Source organism: Nocardia niwae NBRC 108934 = DSM 45340, from assembly GCF_001613465.1.
Lineage (GTDB): Bacteria > Actinomycetota > Actinomycetes > Mycobacteriales > Mycobacteriaceae > Nocardia > Nocardia niwae.
In genome coordinates this window covers 172,540-195,836 of record NZ_BDCK01000015.1, presented here as the reverse complement: position 1 = coordinate 195,836, position 23,297 = coordinate 172,540, and the positions used below count along the sequence as shown (strand labels likewise).

Sequence of the window (23,297 nt, the reverse complement as noted above, 5' to 3'; positions counted from 1 at the left end):
GGTCCGGCGGCCCGGCTCGGCGCCCGGAATGTCCGGAATCAGGAGACGATGCGCACCGCGAACGGCATGATGCCGCCCTCGCGGACCGGGGACACCTTGACCACGTCGCCGCTTTCCGGCGCCTCCACCATCTGCCCGTCGCCCAGGTACAACGCCACGTGCTGGCTGCCGTTCGGTCCCCAGAACAACATGTCGCCGCGTTCGCGGTCGCCGACCGGCACCCGCGTGCCCGCGTTGTACTGGTAGCCGCTGTAGTGCGGCAGCGAGACCCCGATGCCCGCGAAGGCGTAGACCATCAACCCGGAGCAGTCGAAGCCCACCTTGTTGTAATCGCCGTGGCTGTCGGCCACGCCACCATCGCGGATGCCGAGGGTCGGGCCGTCCTCGTCGCCCCCGCCCCAGGCGTAGGTGACACCGAGCTGTGCCATGGCGCGATCGACCACGATCTCGATCGCCGACGAGCCCCCGACCGGAGGCGTCTTCGGTCGTGGCGCGCTGCGCCGGGGTGGGGGCGTGTCCTCCAGCTGGGTGTGCGGGCGTTTTCCGGTGCCCACTTCGGCGGCTCGGTCGCGGGCGGCCTGGTCGGCGGCCGCGCGGGCGGCGGCCGCCGCGGCGGCGGCCCGCACCGCGGCCTCCTCCGCCTTGCGCAGCGCGTCCCAGGCCAGGTACGCGTCACGCTGATCCTGCAGCCCCGCAACGTTCTGCCGCGCCTGATCCAGCCGGCCCTGCGCGTCCTGGCGCTGCCGCAGCAGGTCGTCACGCTGGGCGGCCTGCCGGTCGAGTTCGGCCTTGGCCGCGGCCACGGCGTGCTCGGCATCGGTCTTGCGCGCGGCGGCCGTCGCGGCGGCCGCGTCGGCGTCCGCTTTCGCCCGCCGGGCGGTGGAATTCTTGTTGCCCTGATCGATCTGGGCGCGCCGCAGGCCGTCCAGCACCTGCTGACGGTTCTTGGATACCAGATCGAGCAACTGGGCCCGGTCCAGCGCCACCGCCGGGGTGGCCGCCGCGAGATAGGTGACCATCGAGTCGGAGCCGGGGCGGGTGTAGACCTGGGTGGCGAACTGATCGAAATTGCGGCGCGCTCGGCCCACCTGGACCGCCGCGTCGGCCAGAGCCAGCTGGGTGTCGACCACCACGACGGCGGCCGCGTCGGCGGCGTCGCGCGCGGCCTGCAGATCCACCAGTGCCTTGTTGACGTCTTCCCGCCGCTGCGCCACGGCGTCGTCGAGTTGCCCCAGCTGATGATCGGCGACGGCGACCTGGTTGATCAGGGTGCCCACTTCGGCGACGCCGGCGTCGACCTGCCCGCCCGCCTGTGCGATCTGCGCGTCGCTGGGATTTGGCGGAGGAGGTGGTACAGCAGCGACCGGCCCGGTCGTGACCACTACGGCGACCGAGATCAGCAATCCCGCAGCGACCGATAGTCGGCGCCGGGGGAGCAGCCCGCCGATGTTGCGCATCACACCTCCAAGGGACCGGATTCCGGCAATCCTCTACGGCATCAGGCGAACCATGACGCACTGTGGTCGACAGATGGCCTCTGGAAACACATATTCCCCATCAGGGACCATTCGAACCGTACGACACTTACGTCACCGACAAAACGGCATCCAGCTCGCGGACGCGCGCAATTCTTTGTTTGCTTGAAATTTGCTAGAGTCGGGACAAACTTCGCAGCCGCATAACAGACCAACCGCTCCGAAAGTTAGCTGTATACCTACCGGCGGCCCGGTTGATCCCCAGGTCGGAAGACGTGGACCTTCGCATCGAGCGAAGGCGCGCCACCGGCTCGCGCACCTGCGTCAGGGCGCGGTGCGGCGATCGGAACCGCGCCTGGCGCCCGATCGGATCGAGTCGGCCGAGGACCGGATCACAGAAGCGGCTCGGCGCGAACTCGCAGGGCGCGAACTCAGACGCTGCGAGTGTCGGACGATTCGCCCTCCGGCGCCCGTCGATCACCCGCTGTACCCACGAGACCTCGGTCGTCCCCCGCCCGCCGGGTCTTGACCCAGTACAGCCCGGCGATGAGCGCTGCCGTCCCGCCGAGCAGCGCGCAGGTGATCGCGGTCCAGGACACCGACTCCGGCGCCTCCAAGCGCGCGGTGAAGATGCTCGCGGCCTCCCCGCTGCGGCCCTGCGTGCCCTTCGCGGCGTCCTCGGCCCATTCCAGTCGCACGCGGCTGATCGAGTCGCTGTAGGTGCCCACCCAGTCGTCACTGAAGACGACCACGGTGCCGTGCTGGGTCTTGCCCACCTCGGTGGCCAAGTCCCGTAGGCTCGAGTCGTGTCCTGGATTGCCGGGGACGACCACGATGCTCAACGGGATTCCCTGCGAGCGCGCCTCCGCGGCGATGGCAGCCAGCTCCGTCTTGTTCTTCCCGGTCAGTGTCGCGACGTGATCGTCGGCCAGATCGGCGTTGAGCGAGCGCACGGTGTCGGTGGTGACATTCGGCGGCAATTCGGCGGCCATAGGGGTGAAAACCGAGTTGTGCGGGGCGGTCATCTTCCATCCGGTCTGTCGAGCCGCATCGGCAACCGAAGCGACGGGCATCCAACACTGCAGGGCGAGCAAGATCCCCCTTGCTGGCTCGAAAGCACAGTACGCGACGGAGTGTCGCATCCCGCGCTCGCGGCACGCCGAACCGCCCCCTGGTGTTTCACAGGACAAGCGTACTGTTAAGGTCGTAGGCGCGAGGAACCGGCGCTCGAGCGGCGCCGGAGCACCTCCGAAGACTCGGCCGCCGGCACAGCCCCGCCGGTGGCCGCCCTCACAGACGAGTGGAGCTGACGTGACGACAAGTATCGATACTTTCGGCGCCAAGGGCACCCTCGAGGTGGGAAGCAACTCCTACGAGATCTTCCGCCTCAACGCCGTGCCCGGCACCGAGAAACTCCCCTACGCACTGAAGGTCCTCGCGGAGAATCTCCTCCGCACCGAGGACGGCGCCAACATCACCGCCGATCACATTCGCGCCATCGCGAGCTGGGATCCCTCGGCGCAGCCGAACACCGAGATCCAGTTCACGCCCGCCCGCGTCATCATGCAGGACTTCACCGGCGTGCCGTGCATCGTCGACCTGGCCACGATGCGCGAGGCAGTGGCCACCCTCGGCGGCGACCCGGACAAGGTGAACCCGCTGGCCCCCGCCGAGATGGTCATCGACCACTCCGTCATCATCGACGTCTTCGGCCGCGCCGACGCCTTCGAGCGCAACGTCGACATCGAGTACCAGCGCAATGGCGAGCGCTACCAGTTCCTGCGCTGGGGCCAGACCGCGTTCGACGACTTCAAGGTCGTTCCCCCCAGCACCGGCATCGTGCACCAGGTCAACATCGAGCACCTGGCCCGCGTCGTCATGGTCCGCAACGGTCAGGCCTACCCCGACACCTGTGTCGGCACCGACTCGCACACCACCATGGTCAACGGCCTCGGCGTCCTCGGCTGGGGCGTCGGCGGCATCGAGGCCGAGGCGGCCATGCTGGGCCAGCCCGTCTCGATGCTGATCCCGCGCGTCGTCGGCTTCAAGCTGACCGGCGAGATCCGGCCGGGCGTGACCGCCACCGACGTGGTCCTCACCGTCACCGACATGCTGCGCAAGCACGGTGTGGTCGGCAAGTTCGTCGAGTTCTACGGCAAGGGCGTCGCCGAGGTGCCGCTGGCCAACCGCGCCACCCTGGGCAACATGAGCCCCGAATTCGGCTCCACCGCCGCGATTTTCCCGATCGACGACGTGACCGTCGACTACCTGCGCCTGACCGGCCGCTCCGACGAGCAGGTCGCGCTGGTCGAGGCGTACGCCAAGGAGCAGGGCCTCTGGCACGATCCCGACACCGAGCCCGCCTACTCCGAGTACCTCGAGCTGGATTTGAGCACCGTGGTGCCGTCCATCGCGGGTCCCAAGCGCCCGCAGGACCGGATCCTGCTGTCGGAATCGAAGATCGCGTTCCGCAAGGACATCCACAACTACACCAACGACGCGGAGAGCGGCCCCGCCGCCGACGCCCCGCACACCAAGCTGGACGAGGCCGTCGAGGAGTCCTTCCCCGCGAGCGACCCGGCGGTGCTGTCCTTCGCCGACGACGGCGCCGAGTCGCTGGTGTCGGCGGCCAACGGCGCCGAGGGCCGTCCGTCCAAGCCGGTGACGGTGCGCAGTGAGGAGTACGGCGACTTCGTGCTCGACCACGGCGCCGTCGTGGTCGCCTCGATCACCTCCTGCACCAACACCTCCAACCCGTCGGTCATGCTCGGCGCGGCCCTGCTGGCGCGCAACGCGGTGGAGAAGGGCCTGGCCCGTAAGCCGTGGGTGAAGACGTCCATGGCGCCGGGTTCGCAGGTCGTCAACGGCTACTACGAGAAGGCCGGCCTGTGGCCGTACCTGGACAAGCTGGGCTTCAACCTGGTCGCGTTCGGTTGCGCCACCTGCATCGGCAACACCGGCCCGCTGCCGGAGGAGATCTCCAAGGCGGTCAACGACAACGACCTCACCGTCACCGCGGTGCTGTCGGGCAACCGGAACTTCGAAGGCCGCATCTCCCCCGACGTGAAGATGAACTACCTGGCCTCCCCGCCGCTGGTCATCGCCTACGCGCTCGCGGGAACCATGGACTTCGACTTCGAGAACGACCCGCTGGGCAAGGACACCGAGGGCAACGACGTCTTCCTGAAGGACATCTGGCCCTCGCCGCAGGAGATCCAGGAGACCATCGACCGGGTCATCAGCCGCGACATGTTCCTCGAGGACTACAAGGACGTGTTCCGCGGTGACGAGCGCTGGCGCAGCCTGCCCACGCCGGAGGGCAAGACCTTCGAGTGGGACGCCGAGTCCACCTACGTGCGTAAACCTCCGTACTTCGAGGGCATGCCGCAGAAGCCGGAGCCGGTCACCGACATCAAGGGCGCCCGGGTGCTCGCGCTGCTCGGCGACTCGGTCACCACCGACCACATCTCTCCGGCGGGCAACATCAAGCCGGGCACCCCGGCCGCCCAGTACCTGGAGGCCAACGGCGTCGAGCGCAAGGACTACAACTCCTACGGCTCGCGTCGCGGTAACCACGAGGTGATGATCCGCGGCACCTTCGCCAACATCCGGCTGCGCAACCAGCTGCTCGACGACGTCTCGGGTGGTTACACCCGTGACTTCACCCAGCCCGGCGGTCCGCAGGCGTTCATCTACGACGCCTCGCAGAACTATCAGGCCGCGGGCGTCCCGCTGGTCGTGCTCGGTGGCAAGGAGTACGGTTCGGGCTCCTCGCGTGACTGGGCCGCAAAGGGCACCAGCCTGCTGGGCGTGAAGGCCGTCATCACGGAGTCGTTCGAGCGCATCCACCGCTCCAACCTCATCGGCATGGGCGTCATCCCGCTGCAGTTCCCGGCGGGTGAATCGGCCGCGTCGCTGAAGCTGGACGGCACCGAGACCTTCGACATCGAGGGCATCACCCAGCTGAACGAGGGTGCCACCCCGAAGACGCTGAAGGTCACCGCCACCAAGGAGAACGGTGACAAGATCACCTTCGACGCGGTGGTGCGGATCGACACCCCCGGTGAGGCGGACTACTACCGCAACGGCGGCATCCTGCAGTACGTGCTGCGCAACATGATCGGTGCTTGATCGCGCCACCTTCGGCGGCGCTTCTTCGCGCCTCTGAGGTCTAGTGTTCGCGAGAACCCCCGCATCGGTGGACCGCCGATGCGGGGGTCCGTGTTTCCCCACTGGAGGATTCCGTGCCCAAGGTCAGTGACGATCACCTCGCCGCCCGGCGCAGCCAGATTCTCGACGGAGCACGTCGCTGCTTCGCCGAATACGGCTACGACGGCGCCACCGTGCGCCGCCTCGAGGAGGAGATCGGGCTATCCAGGGGTGCCATCTTCCACCACTTCCGGGATAAGGACGCGCTGTTCCTCGCCCTCGCCCAGGAAGATGCCGAACGCATGGCCGACGTCGCGGCCAACCAGGGCATCGTGCAGGTGATGCGCGACATGCTCGCCCACCCCGAGCAGTTCAACTGGCTCGGAACGCGTTTGGAGATCGCGCGTCGGCTGCGCACCGATCCCGAGTTCCGCGCGGGCTGGACCCAGCGTTCGGCCGAGCTCACCGCCGCCACCCTGGCCCGCCTGGAACGCCGCAAGGCCGCGGGCGCACTGCGCGACGACGTGCCCACCGACGTCCTGCTCGGCTACCTCGACCTGGTTCTCGACGGACTGATCGCCCGAATCGCTTCCGGACACACCAACGAGAACCTCTCGGCCGTGCTGGATTTGGTCGAGGCGTCGGTCCGTCGTAGGCAGTGAACTAGTACGTCGCGTTGAGGTACTCCGCGGCGTGCGTCGTCCACAGGACGTTCGTCCCGGGCATGTTCCGTCCGGAATAGAGCACGTGCTGGCCGTCGGGCCACGGAGTCAGATAGCCGATGACACCGCGTACGGCGGCCGTGTAGCGCGCGAGATTCGCGATCGGGTCGCGCAGCAGGACTTCGAGTAGTTCGGCGAAGATCAGCGGTGCGACATCGCCGATCCGGGCGCCCTCCACGAAGGAGAACGGCGAGATGCCCACGTCGATGACGCGCAAGGGCGAGTCCGCCGGGGACGCGGTGATGATGTCGCCGGGATTGGCGTACTCGCGGACCGCGACCGCGGCCGGCCACGCGCCCCGCTGCCCGTGCAAACCGAATGTATTCGCCGGGCACAGATTCGCCACCGACTGCCCGGCGCGGCGCAGGGGGTTGGCGAGGTTCACCACGAAGGCGATTTCCAGCGGCGTGCCGTCGGTGTTCTTGTACCTTCCGGACTGGACACCCTCCAGGATGCGGCTGGCGCAGATGCCGCCGAGCGAATAGCTCAGCAGGCCGCAGACATTCGGCGAGTCCTGGATCGCTTTCACCCCGGCCGCGACCCCGAGCCGCACCGAGGTCTCCAGCGAAGGGCCCCACGCCTCGGGTACGGGGCCGACGGAAGCGGGCCAATCCGGTTCGAAGCAGCTGAATCTGCTGGTATCGAGTAGTTTCGTGACGTCGTGCAGCATGCCCGCGGGCGTTCCGTCGGAGTTGCGCGGCTCACCGGTGCCGCGGAGAGTGATGATGTCGATCATCGTGCCTCCTCGCACAACCGCGCCGACCCCTTCGGCGCGAAACCCCACGGTAGACCCGTCGCGGCGTGCTGACACGAGTAGTGGGCTACCTCATCGCAGCACGAGTTCTTCCACGTAGCACGCGATTCGGCGAGTGGGCGGCTGCGTGAGCTATCGCGATTACGCGTACGGTTCCATGCTGCTCAACAGGATTCGCGCGATCCGGTCCAATTCCCGGCGCTCGCCCGCGGTGAGCACCGACAGCAGCCGGGTCTCGTTGGCGGTGTGCTCGGTGACCACGGTGTCGACCAGTTCGCGCCCCGCCTCGGTGAGGGCGACGCGCACCGCCCGGCGGTCGTGCGCGTCGGCCACGCGCCGCACCAGTCCCGCCGACTCCAGCCGGTCCAGCCGTCCGGTCATGCCCGCCCGCGACAGCATCAGCGTGTCGGCGAGCACGGAGGGGTTGAGTTCGAACGGCTCGCCCGAACGACGCAGCGCGGCAAGCACATCGAACTCACCGCGTTGCAGGCCGTGCTTGCCGAACACCGCCTCGATCTCCCGCTGAGCCACCACCAGCAGCCGGCCCAGCCGTCCGACCACGGCCATCGCCTCGAGATCGAGGTCGGGTCGTTCCCGTTCCCATTGCGCCACGATCGCGTCCACGGCGTCGGTCTCCCGCTCGGTCATGGACAAGATTCTATTCGTCGAGATATAGTTCGGCAGCGAATTATCATCTAACGAACTATTGGAGCCTCTCATGAACACCCCCACTGCCCGCAAGGACGTCGCGATCCGCCAGTCGCAGGACGCGGAGACGCTGCGCACCACCTCAGTCACCCTGCGCCTGCTGATCGACGCCGAGGAGGCGGGCGGCGGCCTGAGCACACTCGAGGTCAGCATGGATCGCGGCGCGGACGGCGCGGCACCGCACTACCACACGCGTTCCGATGAACTCTTCTACGTTACCGAGGGGGAATTGCAACTGCTGGCCGGCGACCGGATCGTCACCGTCGGCGCGGGCGGGTCGATCGTCGTCCCGAAATTCATGCCGCACGCCTTCGGCGCCGCGCCCGGCAGCACGGCGCGCATCCTCATCGCGCTCACCCCGGGCGTGCAGCGATTCGAGTACTTCCGGCTGCTGGAGCGGATCGCCTCGGGCGAATCCCCGGTGGCCGAACTCGCCGCCGCGCAGGAGGAGTTCGACAACCACTTCATCGACGCTCCCGACTGGTGGGCGGAGCGCAACGCGAACCGGGGCTGACTTTCCGGCGCGGCCCGGATCCGCGTGCACGGAGAGGTGAGGAGCCTGACGATCGCCGCCGGATCCGTAAACTGCTCCGCAAGGACGGGACGCGGCTCGGCTTCACCCGTCGGCCAGGTACACCGCGCCCACCGCCGACGCCTGCAGAACGCGTCCCCGCTCGCCCCGATCCCGGGCGTACCGGAGGGCGATTTACGGCAGCCGGGCCCGACCGGGTGGACGGCACTGTGTGCGTCGTCCGCTCGCCGGTTCCGTGCGGCGGTCTCAGATGCAGAAGCTGATGCTGACCGAGCCGAGTGGCACGTTCAGGCACACCGCTACCGATCCGAGCGCGTCGGTCGTCGGTGCTGGTGAGGCTGGTGCGGCTGAGGCCGCCGGAGCGAAGAATGCGCCCATGGCCAGGACGAGCGCGGTTGCGGCGATCGCTTGCGTGGCTTTGGTGATCATCGTGATTTCCTTGGCTGAGCGATAGGGCGATCCGAGCCCGACCCGGCAAGCGCATCCGAGTACCCGGGAGGCTCTGATCGATCATCCGCCGATGCCGGACAGCAGGCAAGGCCCGCTACCTGGCCATCACTGCCTTCGCAACCTTTCGGCGATGTGGCTCGGCGAGATGACGCGACCCGCCACCCGGAGACGGCATGGCGACCGGCGGCGATGCGATCCGAAACCAAACGGAGGAGTCTTCCCAGCCTGCTCGAACGGACCGGACCGGCGGCCCTCAGCCCGACGCCGCCCGTCCCCGGCCATCACGGGCCTGTCGAGCCGACTGCTCCGGCGCCTTCGGCGCCGCCGGATTCGCACGACGGAGCAGCGTCCTCAGGCCGTGCAATGACCACCTTCTCCATTCGGGAATGTAAAGCCGGTGCCCGCCGTCGAATTCGGTGTCCAGCCGCGAGACCGTGCGCCCGCTGCGCCGACCGACGGGCCGTACGGCGGGAACCGGCTGTGCGAGCGACCAGATCTCCGGCTCGGCGCGATGGCCGGTCGCAGCACCCGCGGAAACATCTTGCCTTTCGGATCGTCGCGGGCGGTGCGATCGATCGCCGAGCCCGCCTGGTGAGCCGAGCGCAACGCGAACAGCAGCCGACGTCCGCGAGACCCCAGCACGCGCAACCGGATTCGAGCAGTTCGAGCAGGACGCACCGGGCCCGCAGATGGAGAAATGCGATGCGGTGCGCGCAAACAGTCGCATCCGGTCTCCGGTTCAACCCTCCGCCGAGGTGCACGAGCGTGCAGATGCACAGCCGCCAATACCGGGCTAAGAGCGCCGTCCAGCAGCACATCGTCGAGTTAGCTCGATTATCGCGCCGTACGCATTGACAGCGTACCGGAATTCTTTCGGCCCTCGGGCCTTATCGATCGGAATTCGGTTTGCCGCAGGCCGGGAAATCTCCCGATTCGAAGCGATAACACCCTCATCGCGATAGGATCGCTCACACACTCGGGGGTCGTGGCAAATCGTGAGCAGATCGGAGAAACGGCTATGACCGACGCAATCCACCTTCCCGGGACGACGCCGCACGCTGACCGCGTTCCTCCGCTCCAGGGCCTGCTGGTAGCGGAATCGGACCGGCAGATCAGCGTGCGCGTCGCCGAGGGAACGTGGACCTTCAGTCGGTCCGATGTCCTGCGCGTGATCGATTCCGTGGCGCCGCACGCCGATCAGGACGGCCGTCCGGTGCTGGTGGACATTCGCGCGGGCGCCACCGCCGATTTCACCCGCAGGTTGCGCATCGACCTGGTCGATCGGCCGATGACCATCCCGGAGTCACCGTCGGAGGCGCTCGGCGACGAGCAACTGCGGCAGCTCACCGAAACCTGGGCCGACCGGCTGCAACTCGTCGACACTCCGGGCGCGGGCGGGGCGACGTTCACTTACTGCCAGACCAAAACGATCAACGGCAGCGACGACGGCATCAACTGCGACAGCCTCGACTGAGCGACAGGCGGATGGCCGCACGCCGGCGTGGTTCGGTCCTGATCGTGTCCGAATCCGATGATCTACACGCCACCGCGATGGCGGCGACCCTGCGAGAACACCACGGGCTCAGCCCGATCCACCTCGACCTGCGCGATTTTCCCCGGGAATCCGGCAGTTTCCGGTTGGATCGTCTCGGCACCGCGCGGTCGCTGTCGCACCTGATCGGCCTCGACGACGTCCGGTCGGTGTGGTGGCGGCGCCCCCATCCCGCGCGGGTGCCCGCGAGCGTCCGCGCCTCGGACAACGATTTCCGCCAGGCCGAGTGCGATGGATTCATCCAAGGTCTGCTCTGGTCCATACCTGCCTATTGGGTCAACGACCCCGGCGCCGACCGCACCGCGGGACGCAAGATCGTGCAACTGGAGACCGCGTTGCGGGCCGGGTTCGCGGTGCCGGAGACGTTGATCACCAATGATCCGGACGAGGCGCGCAGCTTCGTCGAATCCCGACCCGGCCCGGTCGTTTACAAGCGAACCGGTACCAGCCGCGGGGAGTTCGCCGAGACCAGGATCATCGCCAGGGACGATTTCGGCAGGTTGGCCGCGATTCGTTCGGCGCCGACGACCTTCCAGGATTACATCGACGCCAATTGCGATCTGCGCGTGGTCTGGGTCGACGGGGTCGAGTGGACCGTGCGCATCGACTCGCAGGCCGGCGTCGGGAAGGTCGACTCCCGCCTGGACACGTCGGTCGATTTCGTCCCCGACCATCTGCCCGCCTCGGTGAGCAAGTCGCTGGCCACGCTGATGGGCGCGCTCGGATTGTCCTTCGGTGTGCTCGACATTCGGCTCGGCCGCGACGGCGAATACTACTTCCTCGAGGTCAACCCGCAGGGCCAGTTCGCCTACCTGGAGATCAAAACCGGGCTGCCGATCTTTCGCAGCCTGGCCAACCTGCTGGTGGACGGTGACGGCATGGTGGCGGACTAACGAGCACAACCGCCGTCCGCGCCGACAACGGCGGAAACCTCGGCAGCCGAGGCTGAATCACCACGTCGAGCCAGGAGAACACCCGCGCTGGCCGGGCAGGCGCGCACACTATCTCCCGCATGCCGGAGTTGCGCTTCAGGCCCCGCGACCCGGGAGACGAATCCGGCGGCTGCCATGGCGGTTCACCGGCACTGCGGCCGCTGCTCGAGCCGGGTGTCGACCAGCGGTCACCGACCGGGCTGCCGGATTGCATTGCCGCATGCGATATCCGGCCGGAAGGTCGTAGGACGTGCGCCCGGGGAACGGGGATGTCGACGCCGCCGAGCAGCTCGGCGAGGTAGGCGTCCGGCTCGGGAGTCGTCGATATCGATCCGGTCGCGCATTCCGTCCGGGCAGGCCGCCGCAGCCGTCCCACGGAACCGTCATCCGCGACAGCGGGCACCGCGCCGCGAGCCCGCTTCCGTCCGCCACGTGTCCCGACAGTGCGGACGGGTTCCTCGCGGCGCGGATTGCTCGCGCCGTGACGTCGCTATTGAACCTTGCGGCGATTGGCTCCGCCCCGGCTGCGGAGCTGCACATGCGACTCCACCAGCACGTTGTGGATGAAACCGTAGGAGCGGCCGGTCGACCGCGCCAATGACCGGATGCTCGCACCCGCCTCATATTGTTTCTTCAGCTGGGTTTGTAGGCGATCGCGTGACTTCCCGGTGACGCGTGTGCCCTTACCCAATGTGGCCTTGCCTTGTGGCCTGTCGCTCATGGCTTCCTCCGAGTCGCCGAGCAGCGTCTTTCCAGGCTAAGCACTCAGCAGGCCGTGATCAACGGGTTCCTGTGATGAAACTCACGCAAGCTGAATAAGTTCCAGGTATTCGGCCGACCAATGGTCTTCCGTCCCGTCCGGAAGCAGGATCACGCGTTCCGGAGACAGCGCCTCCGCTGCGCCCGGGTCGTGGGTCACCAGCACCACCGCGCCCGCGTAGGTGCGCAGGGCGTCGAGCACCTGCTCCCGCGACACCGGGTCGAGGTTGTTCGTCGGCTCGTCCAGCAGCAGCACGTTCGCCGCCGAGGAGACCAGTCCGGCCAACGCGAGCCGGGTCTTCTCACCGCCCGACAGGGTGCCCGCCGGCTGCTCGAGTTGCGGACCGGAGAACATGAACGCGCCGAGGAGGCCGCGCAGATCCTGCTCACCCGCGTCCGGCGCGGCGTGGCGGATGTTCTCCCACACCGTGGCGTTGTCGTCCAGGGTGTCGTGCTCCTGGGCGAAGTAGCCGATCTTCAGACCGTGCCCCGGCACCAGACCACCCGCCGTCGGCTGCTCGACTCCGGCCAGCAGACGCAGCAGCGTGGTCTTTCCCGCGCCGTTCAGCCCCAGGACGACCACCCGGCTGCCGCGGTCGATCGCGAGGTCGACGCCGGTGAAGATCTCCAGCGAGCCGTAGACCTTGGTCAGGTTCTCGGCCATCAAGGGCGTCTTGCCGCAGGCCGCGGGCTCGGGGAACTTGATCCGGGCGACCTTGTCGGCGACGCGCACGTCGTCGAGTTCGGCCAGCAGGCGATCGGCGCGCTTGGCCATGTTCTGCGCCGCAGTCGCTTTGGTGGCCTTCGCGCCGAGCTTGGCCGCCTGGGCACGCAGCGCACTGGCCTTCTTCTCGGCGTTCGCGCGTTCGCGGCGCCTGCGCTGCTCATCGGTCGCGCGCGCGTCCAGGTACTTCTTCCAGCCCATGTTGTAGACGTCGGCCTCGCCGCGCACCGCGTCCAGGAACCACACCTTGTTCACCACGTCGCCGAGCAGCTCGACGTCGTGACTGATGACGATCAGGCCGCCGTCGTGGTTCTGCAGGAAGCCGCGCAGCCAGGTGATCGAGTCGGCGTCGAGGTGGTTGGTCGGCTCGTCCAGCAGCAGGATGGTGTCCGAGCGCCCGCCGCTGCCGTCGGAAGCGGCGAACAGGATGCGCGCCAATTCGATTCGGCGCCGCTGGCCACCGGAGAGGGTGCGCAACGGCTGGCCGAGCACCCGGTCGGGCAGACCGAGGCTGTGACAGATGCGCGCGGCCTCGCTCTCGGCGACGTAGCCGCCCAGGGCCGAGAAACGCTCCTCCAGCCGGCCGTACTTGCGGACGGCCTTCTCGCGTTCCTTGTCGTCGGCGACCTCCGCCATCAGCGCCTGCTGCTTCTCCATCTCCCGGATCAGCGTGTCCAGGCCACGGGCGGACAGCACCCGGTCGCGAGCCAGCACGTCCAGGTTGCCCTCGCGCGGATCCTGCGGCAGGTAACCGATGTCGCTGGAGCGGAGAATCTTTCCGGCGTACGGCTCGCCCTCACCGGCCAGGATGCGCAGCGTGGTGGTCTTCCCCGCGCCGTTGCGCCCGACCAACCCGATCCGGTCGCCCGCCTGCACCCGCAGCGCCGGTCCGGGAGCGGACAGCAGGGTGCGGACTCCGGCCCGGACCTCCAGGTCGGTCGCGGTGATCACAAACTTCTCCTCGCGGATCGTGGGTGCTGGACGCGTGCTCGATTGTGCGAGCCGACGCGCACAAGAACCACCGATTTTACCGGCACCAACGGTGTGCCCCCATTCCAGCACCCCGCATGTGACGGCGGTAACGGCCCGCGCGGTCGGCTGCGCTACCGTGCGATGCCATGAGTACCGATCTATTGGGCAAAAGCGCTCTGGTCACGGGGGCCAGCCGTGGCATCGGCAAGGCGGTCGCGGCCGAACTGCTCGGTCGCGGCGCGAACGTGCTGATCACCGCGCGGAAGAAAGATCCGCTGGAGGAGGCCGCCGCGGAACTGCGCGCACTGGGGCACCAGGGCCAGGTCGTCGTTCTGGCCGGCAACTCGGGCGTCGCCGAGGATCGGGCGGCCGCGGTCGAGCGGGCGGTGACCGAGTTCGGTTCGCTGGACGTGCTGATCAACAACACCGGCATCAACCCGGTCTACGGCTCCCTGATGGACGCCGACCTGGACGCCGTGCGCAAGATCTTCGACGTGAACGTGGTCGCGGCTCTCGGCTACATCCAGGAGGCATACAAGGCGTGGATGCGTGATCACGGCGGCGCCGTGGTCAACGTGGCCAGCGTGGCGGGCATCCGCTCGACCGGCGTGATCGCCGCCTACGGCGCGTCCAAGTCCGCGCTGATCCATCTCACCGGCGAACTGGCCTGGCAGCTGGGGCCGAAGATCCGGGTGAACGCGGTCGCCCCGGGCGTGATCAAGACCAAGTTCGCCGACGCCCTGTACTCGGCCGACGAGGAGCGCGCCGCGAGCGCGTACCCGATGAAGCGGCTGGGCAGCCCGGAGGACGTGGCGCGCTTGATCGGGTTCCTGGTTTCCGACGAGGCCGCGTGGATCACCGGCGAGACGGTGCGCGTGGACGGCGGTCTGCTCTCCACCGGCGGTATCTGAGCTCCGACCGCGCTACCGGAACGCCAGCGCGCCGATCGTGTCGGCGTGCCGGTAGCGCAGGTACTTCTCGACCGTCGAGGCGTCGACCGCACCGGTGGCCGTCGCCAGCGTCACCACCACGAACTCCTTCTCGCTGCCGTCCTTCCACTTGCCGGTCGCATAGCCCTTGATGTAGCTGCCGGGGCGCAGAGTGAGGTCCGCGTCGGTGAACCGGTCCTTCGCCGCGGCCGCCCGGCCCTGGTCGGCCATGCCGAGGACGAACTGGGTGAGCATGAGCGCGCCGCCCTCGGCGCGGTACACCAGCTCCGCCGCGTAGACGCAGCCGAGGCCGGTGAGCTTGCCCGCCGCTTCGATGGGATGGCAATCGGCGTGATCCCGGCCGTCGACCCATTCGGCGTGCAACTCGACCCGATCGAATCGGAAGTCCCAGTCCTTCGCGTATTCGGTGTAGCTGAGCCTGCCCGAGGAAGGACGCGTACCGCCCGGCGCAGGGCGCGCGGGGCGCGTGCTGGGGAAGCCGCCCGCACGGGTGGTGGTCTCGGCGGACGTGGTCTCGGCTTGCGCGTGCCCCTGCACCCGGGAATGCACCGACACGCCGATTCCGACCGCCACCAGCACGGCGACCACGCCGACCGCGAGCGCGACGATCACGCCGGTTCCGCGCTTGGGCGGCGGAGGCAACGGTGGCGCCTCCCATGCCTGCATCGGGTACGCGCTCGGCGGAGACATGCTTCCCCAGTCCGGCATGTGCCGCGCCTCGTCCGATTTCCCGTGATCCGCTGGGCCACCGCCGAATCCGGAACCGGACGGATAGGTCATCGCGGTCGGCCTCCACATTCCCGGCAGCCGTCCCACCCCGTGTGGGCCTCCCCGGAGCTGCCGGAAAGACCCTACCCGACCGCCGGGCTCCTCCGGTCGCCGCGGCTCAGAGCCGCGCGGGCTGGAGCCAGTCCTCCCGTCCCGCGACCGCCGGAGCGGCAGGCTCCTCCTCGATACCGATCCGCCGGTGCAGTGCGCGCAGCGGGCCGGGCGCGTACCAGTTCCAATGGCCGAGCAATTCCATCGCCGCGGGCAGCAGGAAGCCGCGCACCAGAGTCGCGTCCACCAGAACGGCGAGCGGAAGACCGATGCCGAACGCTTTCATGAAGGTGATGTCGGAGGCCAGGAAGCCGAGGAAGACCAGCGAGATCAGGACCGCAGCGGCCGTGACGATCCGGCCGATCCGCTCCAGCCCGGAAGTGACGGCCAGTGCGTTGGATCGGGTGCGCTGGTACTCCTCGCGGATGCGGGCCAGCAGGAAGACCTGGTAGTCCATGGCGAGACCGAACGCGACACCGAACAGCATGATCGGAACCGTCGGCGGGAGGTCGCCGGTGACGGTGAACCCGAGCAGCCCCGCGAGGTGCCCGTCCTGGAAGATCCAGACCAGCGCACCGAAGGTCGCGGTGAGGCTCAGGAAGCTGAGCACGACCGCCAGCAGCGGCAGCACGACGCTGCCGGTGAGCAGGAACAGGACCACCACCATGATCAGCACGACGAAGGCCAGCGCGTACGGCAGCGCCGAGATCACCGAGTCGATCGCGTCCGCGTTGGCCGCGGCCACGCCGCCGACGAGCACCGGCGAAGCGGCGGGCGTCGCGCGCACGTCGTCGGCGATCCGATCCAGCAACGTGGGATCGGTGCTGTCCGGGATCACCGTGAGATAGGCGGCGTTCACGGCGCGGAAGCGGCCGTTGGCCTCGGTGGGCGCCGTGAGCAGCCCGCCGTGGCTGTAGCTGCCGGTGGCGGTGTCCACCCGGCGGACGTTCTCGATCTCCGACAGTTCCCGGGCGTAGGCGTCCAATCCAGCTGCGCTGTAGGCGCTTTCGGGCAGTACCGCGAACAGCCCGTTCTGTTCGGTGGCGGTGAAGTCGCGCTGGATGGTCTCGGTGACCTGGCGGTTGTTCATCGACTCCGGCAGCGACCGTTCGTCGGGGAAGCCGAGTTGCACACCGAGGAACGGCGCGCCCAGCACGAGCAGCAGGGCCGTCACGCCGAGCCCGATGGGCACCGGCCGCATCATCACGAACCGGGCCAGACGGTGCCAGGCGCCCTCGCCGGGCGCCGGGCGGGCGGCGCGCAGGAACCACCACAATTGGCCGCTGTCGACCTTGGTGCCGAGCAGGAACAGGATCGCGGGCAGCACGGTCAGCGACACCGTCGCGGCGATCACCGCGACGGCCAGACCCGCGTAGCCCATCGACCGCACGGCCAGCAGCGGGAAGAACAGCAGGCCGGACAATGCGACGGCGACGGTGACGGCGGAGAACAGGACGGTCCGGCCCGCCGAGCGCATGGTCGCGGCGACCGCGGCGCCGGGCTGCTGACCGGCGACCAGTTCGTCGCGGTAGCGGCTGATGATCAGCAGGCTGTAGTCGATCGCCAGGCCCAGGCCGAGCAGGGTGGCGACGTTGGTCGCGGTGGCCGCGAGGTCGGTGACGCTCGCGATCAGCCACAGCGCGCCCATCGTGATCATCACCGTGATCATCGCGACCACCAGCGGCAGGCTGGCCGCGACCAGGCCGCCGAACACCAGCAGCAGGGCGATCAGCGTGATCGGGAAGGCGATGGATTCGCCCAGCACGACATCCTTCTCGCTCTGCTGCACGGTCTCGTGTAGCAGCATCGCGTAGCCGCCGACGCGCACCTCGAGCGGGCCATGGGTGCCGCCGAACCGGTCGGCGAGGTCACCCACGCGCTTGTCGACCTCGGCTTCCTCACCGAGGACGCTGGCCACGATCAGCCCCTTGGTGCCGTCGGTGCTGCGCAGCGCGGGCAGTTCGTCGGTCCAGTACGACGTGACGCCCGCGACGCCGGAGACCGACTTCAGCTCGGTGGCCAGGTTCGTCGCCGCGGTGGCTGCGGCGTCGTCGTCCACCGATCGGCGAGTCTGCACCAGCAGCACGAAGTTCGGGGTGGCCTCGCCGAAGGTGTCGCGCAGCACCGCGGTCGCCCGGCTCGATTCGCTGTCGGGGTCGATGTATCCGCCGCCCTGCACTTTGTCGAACAGCGTCGCGCTCAGCGTGCCCATCGCCAATGCGAGCACCACGAACACGGCCAGGATCCACCGGCTGCGCCGCCTGGTCAGTTCGAACACTGCGTCTACCCCTAACTCGTTCCGGTCGTGCCGCTTTCGCGCTCTGACTCCAGCGGTCGCCGGTCGGCAACCTGCCCGGCGCGCCATCCGCGGCGCACCGGTGCGCCGACACCCGACACCCGGCACCGGAGCCGGATGCGTGCGCCAGCGCCCCGGCATCCTAGCAACGCGCGACAAACTACGGTGAGCGCGAACACATTCCGTCGGCGCGAGACCCCACCCGCCCGGCGGGGGACCTCTCCCCCGTCCAAGGACCGATCCGCGCAGTCAGGTTTCGGCACGCGGGCCTGGGCGGCCCCGCCCCGGGCGTCGCGAAGAGTTCGCCTCGCGCCGCGGCATGTTCCCGCGGTGGCTGCGCTCTCGTCGAGCGAGCGAATGAGAGGCTTCGGACCATGCCTCGCATCGCATCCCCGTGGACCCGGACGGCCGTGAGATGACACCGGACTTGGTCGTCTGCGGTCTCGGCCCGGCAGGTCGCGCCCTCGCGCACCGCGCCGTGGCGCGCGGGCTCACGGTCACCGTGGTGGATCCAGCACCGGAGCGCAGGTGGACGGCCACCTACGCGACGTGGGCCGACGAGTTGCCGGATTGGCTGGCGCCGGAGGTCGTCGCGGCGACGGTACCCCGGCCGCTGGCCTGGGGGACGCGCGCACACCGGGTGGACCGCCCGTACGCCGTGCTGGACACCGGGCGGTTGCAGGCCGCGCTGACGCTGTCCGATGCGAACGTCGTCGCCGATCGCGCGGCGGGCATCGCTCCCGGGCGGGTGACCTTGGCGTCCGGCGCGACGATCACCGGCGGCAGGGTGATCGATGCGCGCGGACTGGCCCGCTCGCCCGCGCGGGCCGAGCAGACCGCCTACGGCGTCATCGTGGACGCGCGAAGTTGTGGCGGGCTCGATCCGCTGTTCATGGACTGGCGGCCGGACAACGGCGCCGCGCCCGGCTCCCTGCCCTCGTTCCTCTACGCCGTCCCACTGGACGAGAAACGGATGCTGCTCGAGGAGACCTGCCTGGCCGGCAGGCCCGCGCTGACCGGTGCGCAACTGCGCGCACGCTTGCGGCACCGGCTCGACGCCAGGGGCTTCCGATACACCGGCGACGAGCCCGTGGAACACGTCCGATTCCCGGTGCAGGGCGGCCGTCCGGGGGCACGGAGATTCGGGGCGGCGGGTGGGTTCCTGCATCCGGCGACCGGGTACAGCGTCGGCGCCGCGCTGGCCTCGGCCGACGCGGTCGCGGCGGGACAGGACGTGTGGCCTGCCGCGGCCCGCGTCGTCCACCGGTTGCGCGCCGCCGGGCTGCGAGCGCTGCTGGCGCTGCCGCCCGATGATCTCCCGCTGTTCTTCGACACCTTCTTCGCACTCCCCCCGGCCAGCCAGCGCGCCTATTTGTCGGGCCGCACCGACCTCGCGGGCACCGCCTCGGCGATGAGCGCGCTCTTCGTGGCGCTGCCGGGACGGCTGCGACGGCGTGTCGCGGCCGCGACACTCGGATTCCGGTTCCCGCGCGAGGTCGAGATGCTTCGGCCATGATGGGTGTATGAGATCGATCTGGAAGGGCTCGATCGCATTCGGGCTGGTGAACGTTCCGGTGAAGGTGTATACCGCCACCGAGGACCACGACATCCGATTCCATCAGGTGCACGCCAAGGATGGAGGCCGGATCAAATACGAGCGCGTCTGCACCGTGTGCGGTGAATCCGTCCAGTACACCGAGATCGACAAGGCCTACGAGTCCCCGGACGGCGACAAGATCGTCCTGAGTGACGAGGACTTCGCGAAACTGCCGGTGGCCGAGAAACACGAGATTCCGGTGCTGCAGTTCGTGCCGTCCGAACAGATCGACCCGATCCTGTTCGAGAAGAGCTACTACCTGGAGCCGGACTCCAGCACGCCGAAGGCCTATGTCCTGCTGGCACGGACGCTGGAGAAGATCGAACGCACCGCCCTGGTGTATTTCACGCTGCGGCAGAAGACCCGGCTGGCCGCGCTGCGCGTGCGCGAGGGCATTCTGGTGGTCCAGACGCTGCTGTGGCCGGACGAGGTCCGTTCCGTCGACTTCGAATCCCTCGACGGTGTCGCCGACCCCCGGCCGCAGGAGATCAAGATGGCCGAGACGCTCGTCGAGGCCATGTCCGACGACTTCGATCCGGAGCAGTTCACCGACGAGTACCAGATCGAGTTGAAGCGCCTGCTCGACGAGGCGATCGCCAGCGGCACCGGCAAGGTGCCCGAGCAGCCGGAACTCGCGCCGAGCGGAATGGACGCCGAGGTGGTCGACCTGGTCGCCGCGCTGCAGCGCAGTCTGGAGGCGAGCGGACGCCGGACCGCGGGCGGCGACGGCGCCGAGCCGAAGAAGACCGCGAAGAAGGCCGCCGCCAAGAGCGCGGCGAGCAAGGGCGGGCCCGCCAAGAGCACCGCGGCGAAGAGCAGCGCGTCCAAGGGGACGGCGGCCAAGAGCACGGCGGCCAAGAGCACGGCGAAGAAGACGCCTGCGAAGAAGGCGGCCAAGAAGGCTCCGGCGCGCAAGGGCGCCTGATTTCCGGGCGGGGCCGCGAGGGCAGGTTCAGTCTCCTGCCGCGCGTCGGCGACCCTCTTCGAAGAACTCGAGCAATGCCGCGACGGTGTGCACCGCGCCGCGCGGCCGGAGCGCGCCGAACGGCGCGTTCCAGAAATCGCCGGTTCGTGGGGTCCACGGTCCGATGTAGGCGTACGGGCCGGGATGGGCGTCGTCTCCGGGCGAGACCCCGTAGTTCACCTCGTCGATCGTGCTCGACAGATCGAAGTGCTCCGGCCACAGCACCGGGGTCACAGCCGAAGCCAGGCAGCGCAACGCCTTGTCCCCGACCGCGAACCAGTCTTCGATCAATCCGGCCGCCGAGGGGTTCACTTCGATCGCCGCGTCGGGGTCCACTCCCGTGGTGTCCGCGTAGACCCCCTCCGGCGGCCCCGGTTCGAAACCCGCGGCCCCGGCGACCTCTCGGTAGGTCCCCTCCAGCCGGACCCGCCCTTCCGGCCAGACCAACTCCTCCCCGACTACCGAGACCGGCCACCGCACGCCCCCGAAGCCTCCCCGCACGACCCCCAACCGGATGGTGCCGAACTCCCGGAACTGCGGCCCGGCGATCAACAACTCCGCGACCGCGTGCAACCCGGCACGCGACCGCCGATACGTCACCTCGTCCACCTCCGCATCATCTCCGCTGTGCACGTCTCGCGCAGGCGTTTCCTCCGAGCACAGCGGCGGGGCCGGGAAGCGCGGAATCGGCGACGCGCGGCGGGCGGCTGGCCCCGATGTTCACGAAGGCCCGGTGATGCCCTCACTGCTGCCGAAACTCGCTTCCTCGTGACTGACCAGTCCGAGCAGCGCGAGCGGCCGGGGCGTCACCGCGATGGTCAGGTAGGAGAGCGTGATCGCCCAGCGATTCACCCCTCTGGGCACAGCGAAGGTGTGATAGGCGCGCGTCACCGCTTTGGCGGGCAGGCCGGAGAGGCGGATGCCCATCGGATTGGCGACGGCGAAGCGGGGCCCGAGGTCGACGACCAGACCGAGGTCTCGGTGCTTGTAGTCGGCGGCAGTGCCGATGCCGAGGCTGGCGGCGACGTTCCTGGCGAGTGTCTTGCCCTGACGCGAGGCGTGCTGCGCCGTGGGCGGCGTGATCCGGCCCGGCTTGGTGAGGTCGGGCACGGCCGCCGCGTCGCCACCCGCGAAGACGTCCGGCTGACCGGGCACATTCAGTTTCGCGTCGACGACCAGGCGGCCCTTCTCCAGCGGCAGGCCGAGTGTGCCGAGCACCGGCGCGCCGGTCACGCCCGTCACCCAGGCGACCGTATGCGTCGGGACCACCGTGCCGTCGGTGAGCACGACCGAGTTCTCGTCGAGTTTCTCCAGCGAGGTCTGCAACCGGATTTCGATGCCCCGTTTCCGCAGCACCTTCAGCACTTTGTCGCTGAGCCTCTCGCCGACTTCGGGCATCACCCTGGGGGCCGTGTCGAGCAGAAGGAAACGCACTTCGGCGGGATCGAATCCGCGGCGCGCGGCGTAGGCGTCGGCGAGGGCGCGCAACTGCGCGACCAGCTCGGTGCCCGCGTAGGACGCCCCCACGACGACCACGGTGCGGCGCGCCCGTCGTACCTCGGCGTCCTCTTCGTCGTCGGCGAGTTCGAGCTGGCGCAGCAACTGCTCGCGCAGGTACAGCGCCTCGGCGACGGTCTTGAGCCCGCGCGCGTGCTCCGCCAAGCCAGGAATGTCGAACAGCCGGGTGACCGAGCCGGGTGTGAGCACCAGCCGATCCCACGACAACTGCCGCGGCGGGTGATGTTCACCGGCCACCGTGATGGTCTTGTTCTCCAGGTCCACCGACCGGACATGCGCGACCACCAGCCGGACCCGCGGCAGCGAATCCGCCAGCGAGATGGCGACGAACCGGGGGTCGATCAGTCCACCCGCCACGTCCGGCAGTAGCGGGGTATAGAGCATGTAGTCGTTCGGCGTTACGAGCACGATTTCGACGTCCCGGTTCGCCTTGGCCACGATGCGGCAGAGCTTCTGGGCGCAGGTGAACCCGGCGAACCCGCTTCCTACGATTACGACCCGCTGCGGGCTCGCAGTGTTCTCGTCCGGCACGGAGACCTCCTTGTCGTCAGCTCTCCGAACGCGATTCCCGCCCAGATCGGCCCGAAACCGCGCCGCCGGCCGCGCTCGTGGGCCGAGAACTCCGCCGAACCGGCGTCCCGTCGGTGTTTGGCGTGGCGCGGGGGTGGTAGTGCGACCCCTGAGCCCCGCGCTGTCAGCAGCCAGCGGACCCGCACGGCCAGGCACTCAGGAGGAGGAACGCTGTGGACGCATTGACATTCCTGCGCACCGACCACGAAGGCGTACTCGGAATTCTCGAGTCCCTCGAACGCGGCCGCGGTAGCGGCGACGCGGAGATCCGCGCGCGCGGTGATCTGGTGACCACCCTGGTGATCGCGGAATCGCAGCACGAGGCGATCGAGGAGCAGTTCTTCTGGCCCGAAGTCCGGCGGACGGTCCCGGACGGCGACGAACTCGCCGATCGGGCGATCGGTCAAGAGGACCGGGCGAAGAAATTGCTCCAGCAATTGAAGAATTCACAGGCCGGCACCCCCGAGTTCGAGCGGGCGCTGACCGAATTCCTTCCCGCCGCGCGAGCCCACATCGAGTTCGAGCAGTCCGAGGTGTGGCCCGCGTTCGCGGATGCGATACCACCCGAGACGTCGAACGAGCTGGGACGCAAGATGGCCGCGGCGAAGGCCATGGCGCCGACCAGGCCGCATCCCGGCGCGCCGTCGAGCCCCGGCTATCTGAAGACCCTGGGCATGGCGTCCGCGCTGGTGGACAAAGTCCGCGACCTGTTCACCGGCAGGCGCTCACACTATCCACCGACCGCGCCACCGGCCTGACCTTCTGCCCCGGCCGACCAGCGGCGGCGCCCCCTACTTCTGCTCATCATCGCGGGCGTGCAGGGGATCCGGTTCTCCGGCAACTGGCTGGCCCCA

20 protein-coding genes are annotated in these 23,297 nt (G+C 68.9%); 9 read left to right on the top strand and 11 right to left on the bottom strand.

What is annotated here, in order from left to right; genetic code table 11:
* Positions 1 to 38: 38 nt before the first annotated feature.
* Both NNI01S_RS04775 and NNI01S_RS04770 read right to left on the bottom strand, forming a co-directional pair.
* Positions 39 to 1,457 (bottom strand): NlpC/P60 family protein, encoded by a 1,419-nt coding sequence (locus NNI01S_RS04775; RefSeq protein ID WP_063017867.1) that lies wholly within the window; start codon positions 1,455 to 1,457, stop codon positions 39 to 41.
* A 449-nt stretch (positions 1,458 to 1,906) separates the two neighbouring features.
* Positions 1,907 to 2,500, bottom strand: coding sequence for an Rv1476 family membrane protein (locus NNI01S_RS04770; RefSeq protein ID WP_063017865.1), 594 nt, complete (start codon positions 2,498 to 2,500; stop codon positions 1,907 to 1,909).
* Positions 2,501 to 2,786: 286 nt separating this feature from the next.
* Between NNI01S_RS04770 and NNI01S_RS04765 the strand changes: the two genes are divergently transcribed.
* Both NNI01S_RS04765 and NNI01S_RS04760 read left to right on the top strand, forming a co-directional pair.
* Positions 2,787 to 5,606, top strand: coding sequence for an aconitate hydratase (locus tag NNI01S_RS04765; RefSeq protein WP_063017863.1), 2,820 nt, complete (start codon positions 2,787 to 2,789; stop codon positions 5,604 to 5,606).
* Between the two features lie 113 nt (positions 5,607 to 5,719).
* Positions 5,720 to 6,286 (top strand): TetR/AcrR family transcriptional regulator, encoded by a 567-nt coding sequence (locus tag NNI01S_RS04760; RefSeq protein WP_063017861.1) that lies wholly within the window; start codon positions 5,720 to 5,722, stop codon positions 6,284 to 6,286.
* A gap of 1 nt (position 6,287) precedes the next feature.
* Here NNI01S_RS04760 and NNI01S_RS04755 read toward each other — a convergent pair whose 3' ends face one another.
* Complete coding sequence (locus tag NNI01S_RS04755; protein WP_063017859.1) at positions 6,288 to 7,082, bottom strand: hypothetical protein; 795 nt, start codon at positions 7,080 to 7,082, stop codon at positions 6,288 to 6,290.
* Between the two features lie 159 nt (positions 7,083 to 7,241).
* Positions 7,242 to 7,748, bottom strand: a complete 507-nt coding sequence (locus NNI01S_RS04750; protein WP_174554365.1) for a MarR family winged helix-turn-helix transcriptional regulator — start codon at positions 7,746 to 7,748, stop codon at positions 7,242 to 7,244.
* A gap of 70 nt (positions 7,749 to 7,818) precedes the next feature.
* Here NNI01S_RS04750 and NNI01S_RS04745 point away from each other — a divergent pair, with 70 nt between their 5' ends.
* A complete protein-coding gene (locus NNI01S_RS04745; protein ID WP_063017855.1) occupies positions 7,819 to 8,322 on the top strand; it encodes a cupin domain-containing protein in 504 nt (167 codons plus the stop codon).
* Between the two features lie 264 nt (positions 8,323 to 8,586).
* Here the strand turns inward: NNI01S_RS04745 and NNI01S_RS04740 are convergent, their stop codons facing one another.
* On the bottom strand, positions 8,587 to 8,769 hold the full coding sequence (locus tag NNI01S_RS04740) for a hypothetical protein (RefSeq protein ID WP_063017853.1): 183 nt from the start codon (positions 8,767 to 8,769) through the stop codon (positions 8,587 to 8,589).
* A gap of 1,039 nt (positions 8,770 to 9,808) precedes the next feature.
* Here NNI01S_RS04740 and NNI01S_RS04730 point away from each other — a divergent pair.
* Together NNI01S_RS04730 and NNI01S_RS04725 are read left to right on the top strand one after the other, a co-directional pair.
* Positions 9,809 to 10,264 carry a hypothetical protein gene (locus NNI01S_RS04730; RefSeq protein ID WP_063017849.1) on the top strand — a complete coding sequence of 152 codons (456 nt, stop codon included), beginning with the start codon at positions 9,809 to 9,811 and terminating at the stop codon, positions 10,262 to 10,264.
* Positions 10,265 to 10,308: 44 nt separating this feature from the next.
* Entirely contained in the window at positions 10,309 to 11,235 is a 927-nt protein-coding gene (locus NNI01S_RS04725; RefSeq protein WP_245675972.1) for an MvdC/MvdD family ATP grasp protein, read from the top strand.
* A gap of 529 nt (positions 11,236 to 11,764) precedes the next feature.
* On the opposite strand, the gene NNI01S_RS04720 is transcribed toward NNI01S_RS04725, so the two are convergent.
* A complete protein-coding gene (locus tag NNI01S_RS04720; protein WP_063017845.1) occupies positions 11,765 to 11,995 on the bottom strand; it encodes a helix-turn-helix domain-containing protein in 231 nt (76 codons plus the stop codon).
* Between the two features lie 81 nt (positions 11,996 to 12,076).
* A complete protein-coding gene (locus NNI01S_RS04715; RefSeq protein WP_063017843.1) occupies positions 12,077 to 13,708 on the bottom strand; it encodes an ABC-F family ATP-binding cassette domain-containing protein in 1,632 nt (543 codons plus the stop codon).
* Positions 13,709 to 13,875: 167 nt separating this feature from the next.
* On the opposite strand from NNI01S_RS04715, the gene NNI01S_RS04710 reads away from it, so the two are divergent.
* Positions 13,876 to 14,640, top strand: coding sequence for an SDR family oxidoreductase (locus tag NNI01S_RS04710; protein WP_063017841.1), 765 nt, complete (start codon positions 13,876 to 13,878; stop codon positions 14,638 to 14,640).
* A 12-nt stretch (positions 14,641 to 14,652) separates the two neighbouring features.
* Here NNI01S_RS04710 and NNI01S_RS04705 read toward each other — a convergent pair whose 3' ends face one another.
* Positions 14,653 to 15,459, bottom strand: a complete 807-nt coding sequence (locus NNI01S_RS04705) for a hypothetical protein (protein ID WP_063017839.1) — start codon at positions 15,457 to 15,459, stop codon at positions 14,653 to 14,655.
* A 106-nt stretch (positions 15,460 to 15,565) separates the two neighbouring features.
* Positions 15,566 to 17,776: an MMPL family transporter gene (locus NNI01S_RS04700; RefSeq protein ID WP_063017837.1), complete on the bottom strand. Its 2,211-nt coding sequence runs from the start codon at positions 17,774 to 17,776 to the stop codon at positions 15,566 to 15,568.
* A gap of 433 nt (positions 17,777 to 18,209) precedes the next feature.
* On the opposite strand from NNI01S_RS04700, the gene NNI01S_RS04695 reads away from it, so the two are divergent.
* On the top strand, positions 18,210 to 19,310 hold the full coding sequence (locus NNI01S_RS04695; RefSeq protein ID WP_063018690.1) for a lycopene cyclase family protein: 1,101 nt from the start codon (positions 18,210 to 18,212) through the stop codon (positions 19,308 to 19,310).
* Positions 19,311 to 19,317: 7 nt separating this feature from the next.
* The gene (gene ku, locus NNI01S_RS04690) at positions 19,318 to 20,316 is read left to right on the top strand and encodes a non-homologous end joining protein Ku (protein ID WP_063017835.1); all 999 of its coding nucleotides are present in this window, start codon (positions 19,318 to 19,320) and stop codon (positions 20,314 to 20,316) included.
* A 27-nt stretch (positions 20,317 to 20,343) separates the two neighbouring features.
* On the opposite strand, the gene NNI01S_RS04685 is transcribed toward ku, so the two are convergent.
* Together NNI01S_RS04685 and NNI01S_RS04680 are read right to left on the bottom strand one after the other, a co-directional pair.
* Entirely contained in the window at positions 20,344 to 20,964 is a 621-nt protein-coding gene (locus NNI01S_RS04685) for a hypothetical protein (RefSeq protein WP_157114596.1), read from the bottom strand.
* Between the two features lie 111 nt (positions 20,965 to 21,075).
* Positions 21,076 to 22,404 carry an NAD(P)/FAD-dependent oxidoreductase gene (locus NNI01S_RS04680; RefSeq protein WP_063017833.1) on the bottom strand — a complete coding sequence of 443 codons (1,329 nt, stop codon included), beginning with the start codon at positions 22,402 to 22,404 and terminating at the stop codon, positions 21,076 to 21,078.
* 212 nt (positions 22,405 to 22,616) lie between these two features.
* Here NNI01S_RS04680 and NNI01S_RS04675 point away from each other — a divergent pair, with 212 nt between their 5' ends.
* Positions 22,617 to 23,201, top strand: a complete 585-nt coding sequence (locus NNI01S_RS04675) for a hemerythrin domain-containing protein (protein WP_063017831.1) — start codon at positions 22,617 to 22,619, stop codon at positions 23,199 to 23,201.
* Positions 23,202 to 23,297 lie beyond the last annotated feature (96 nt).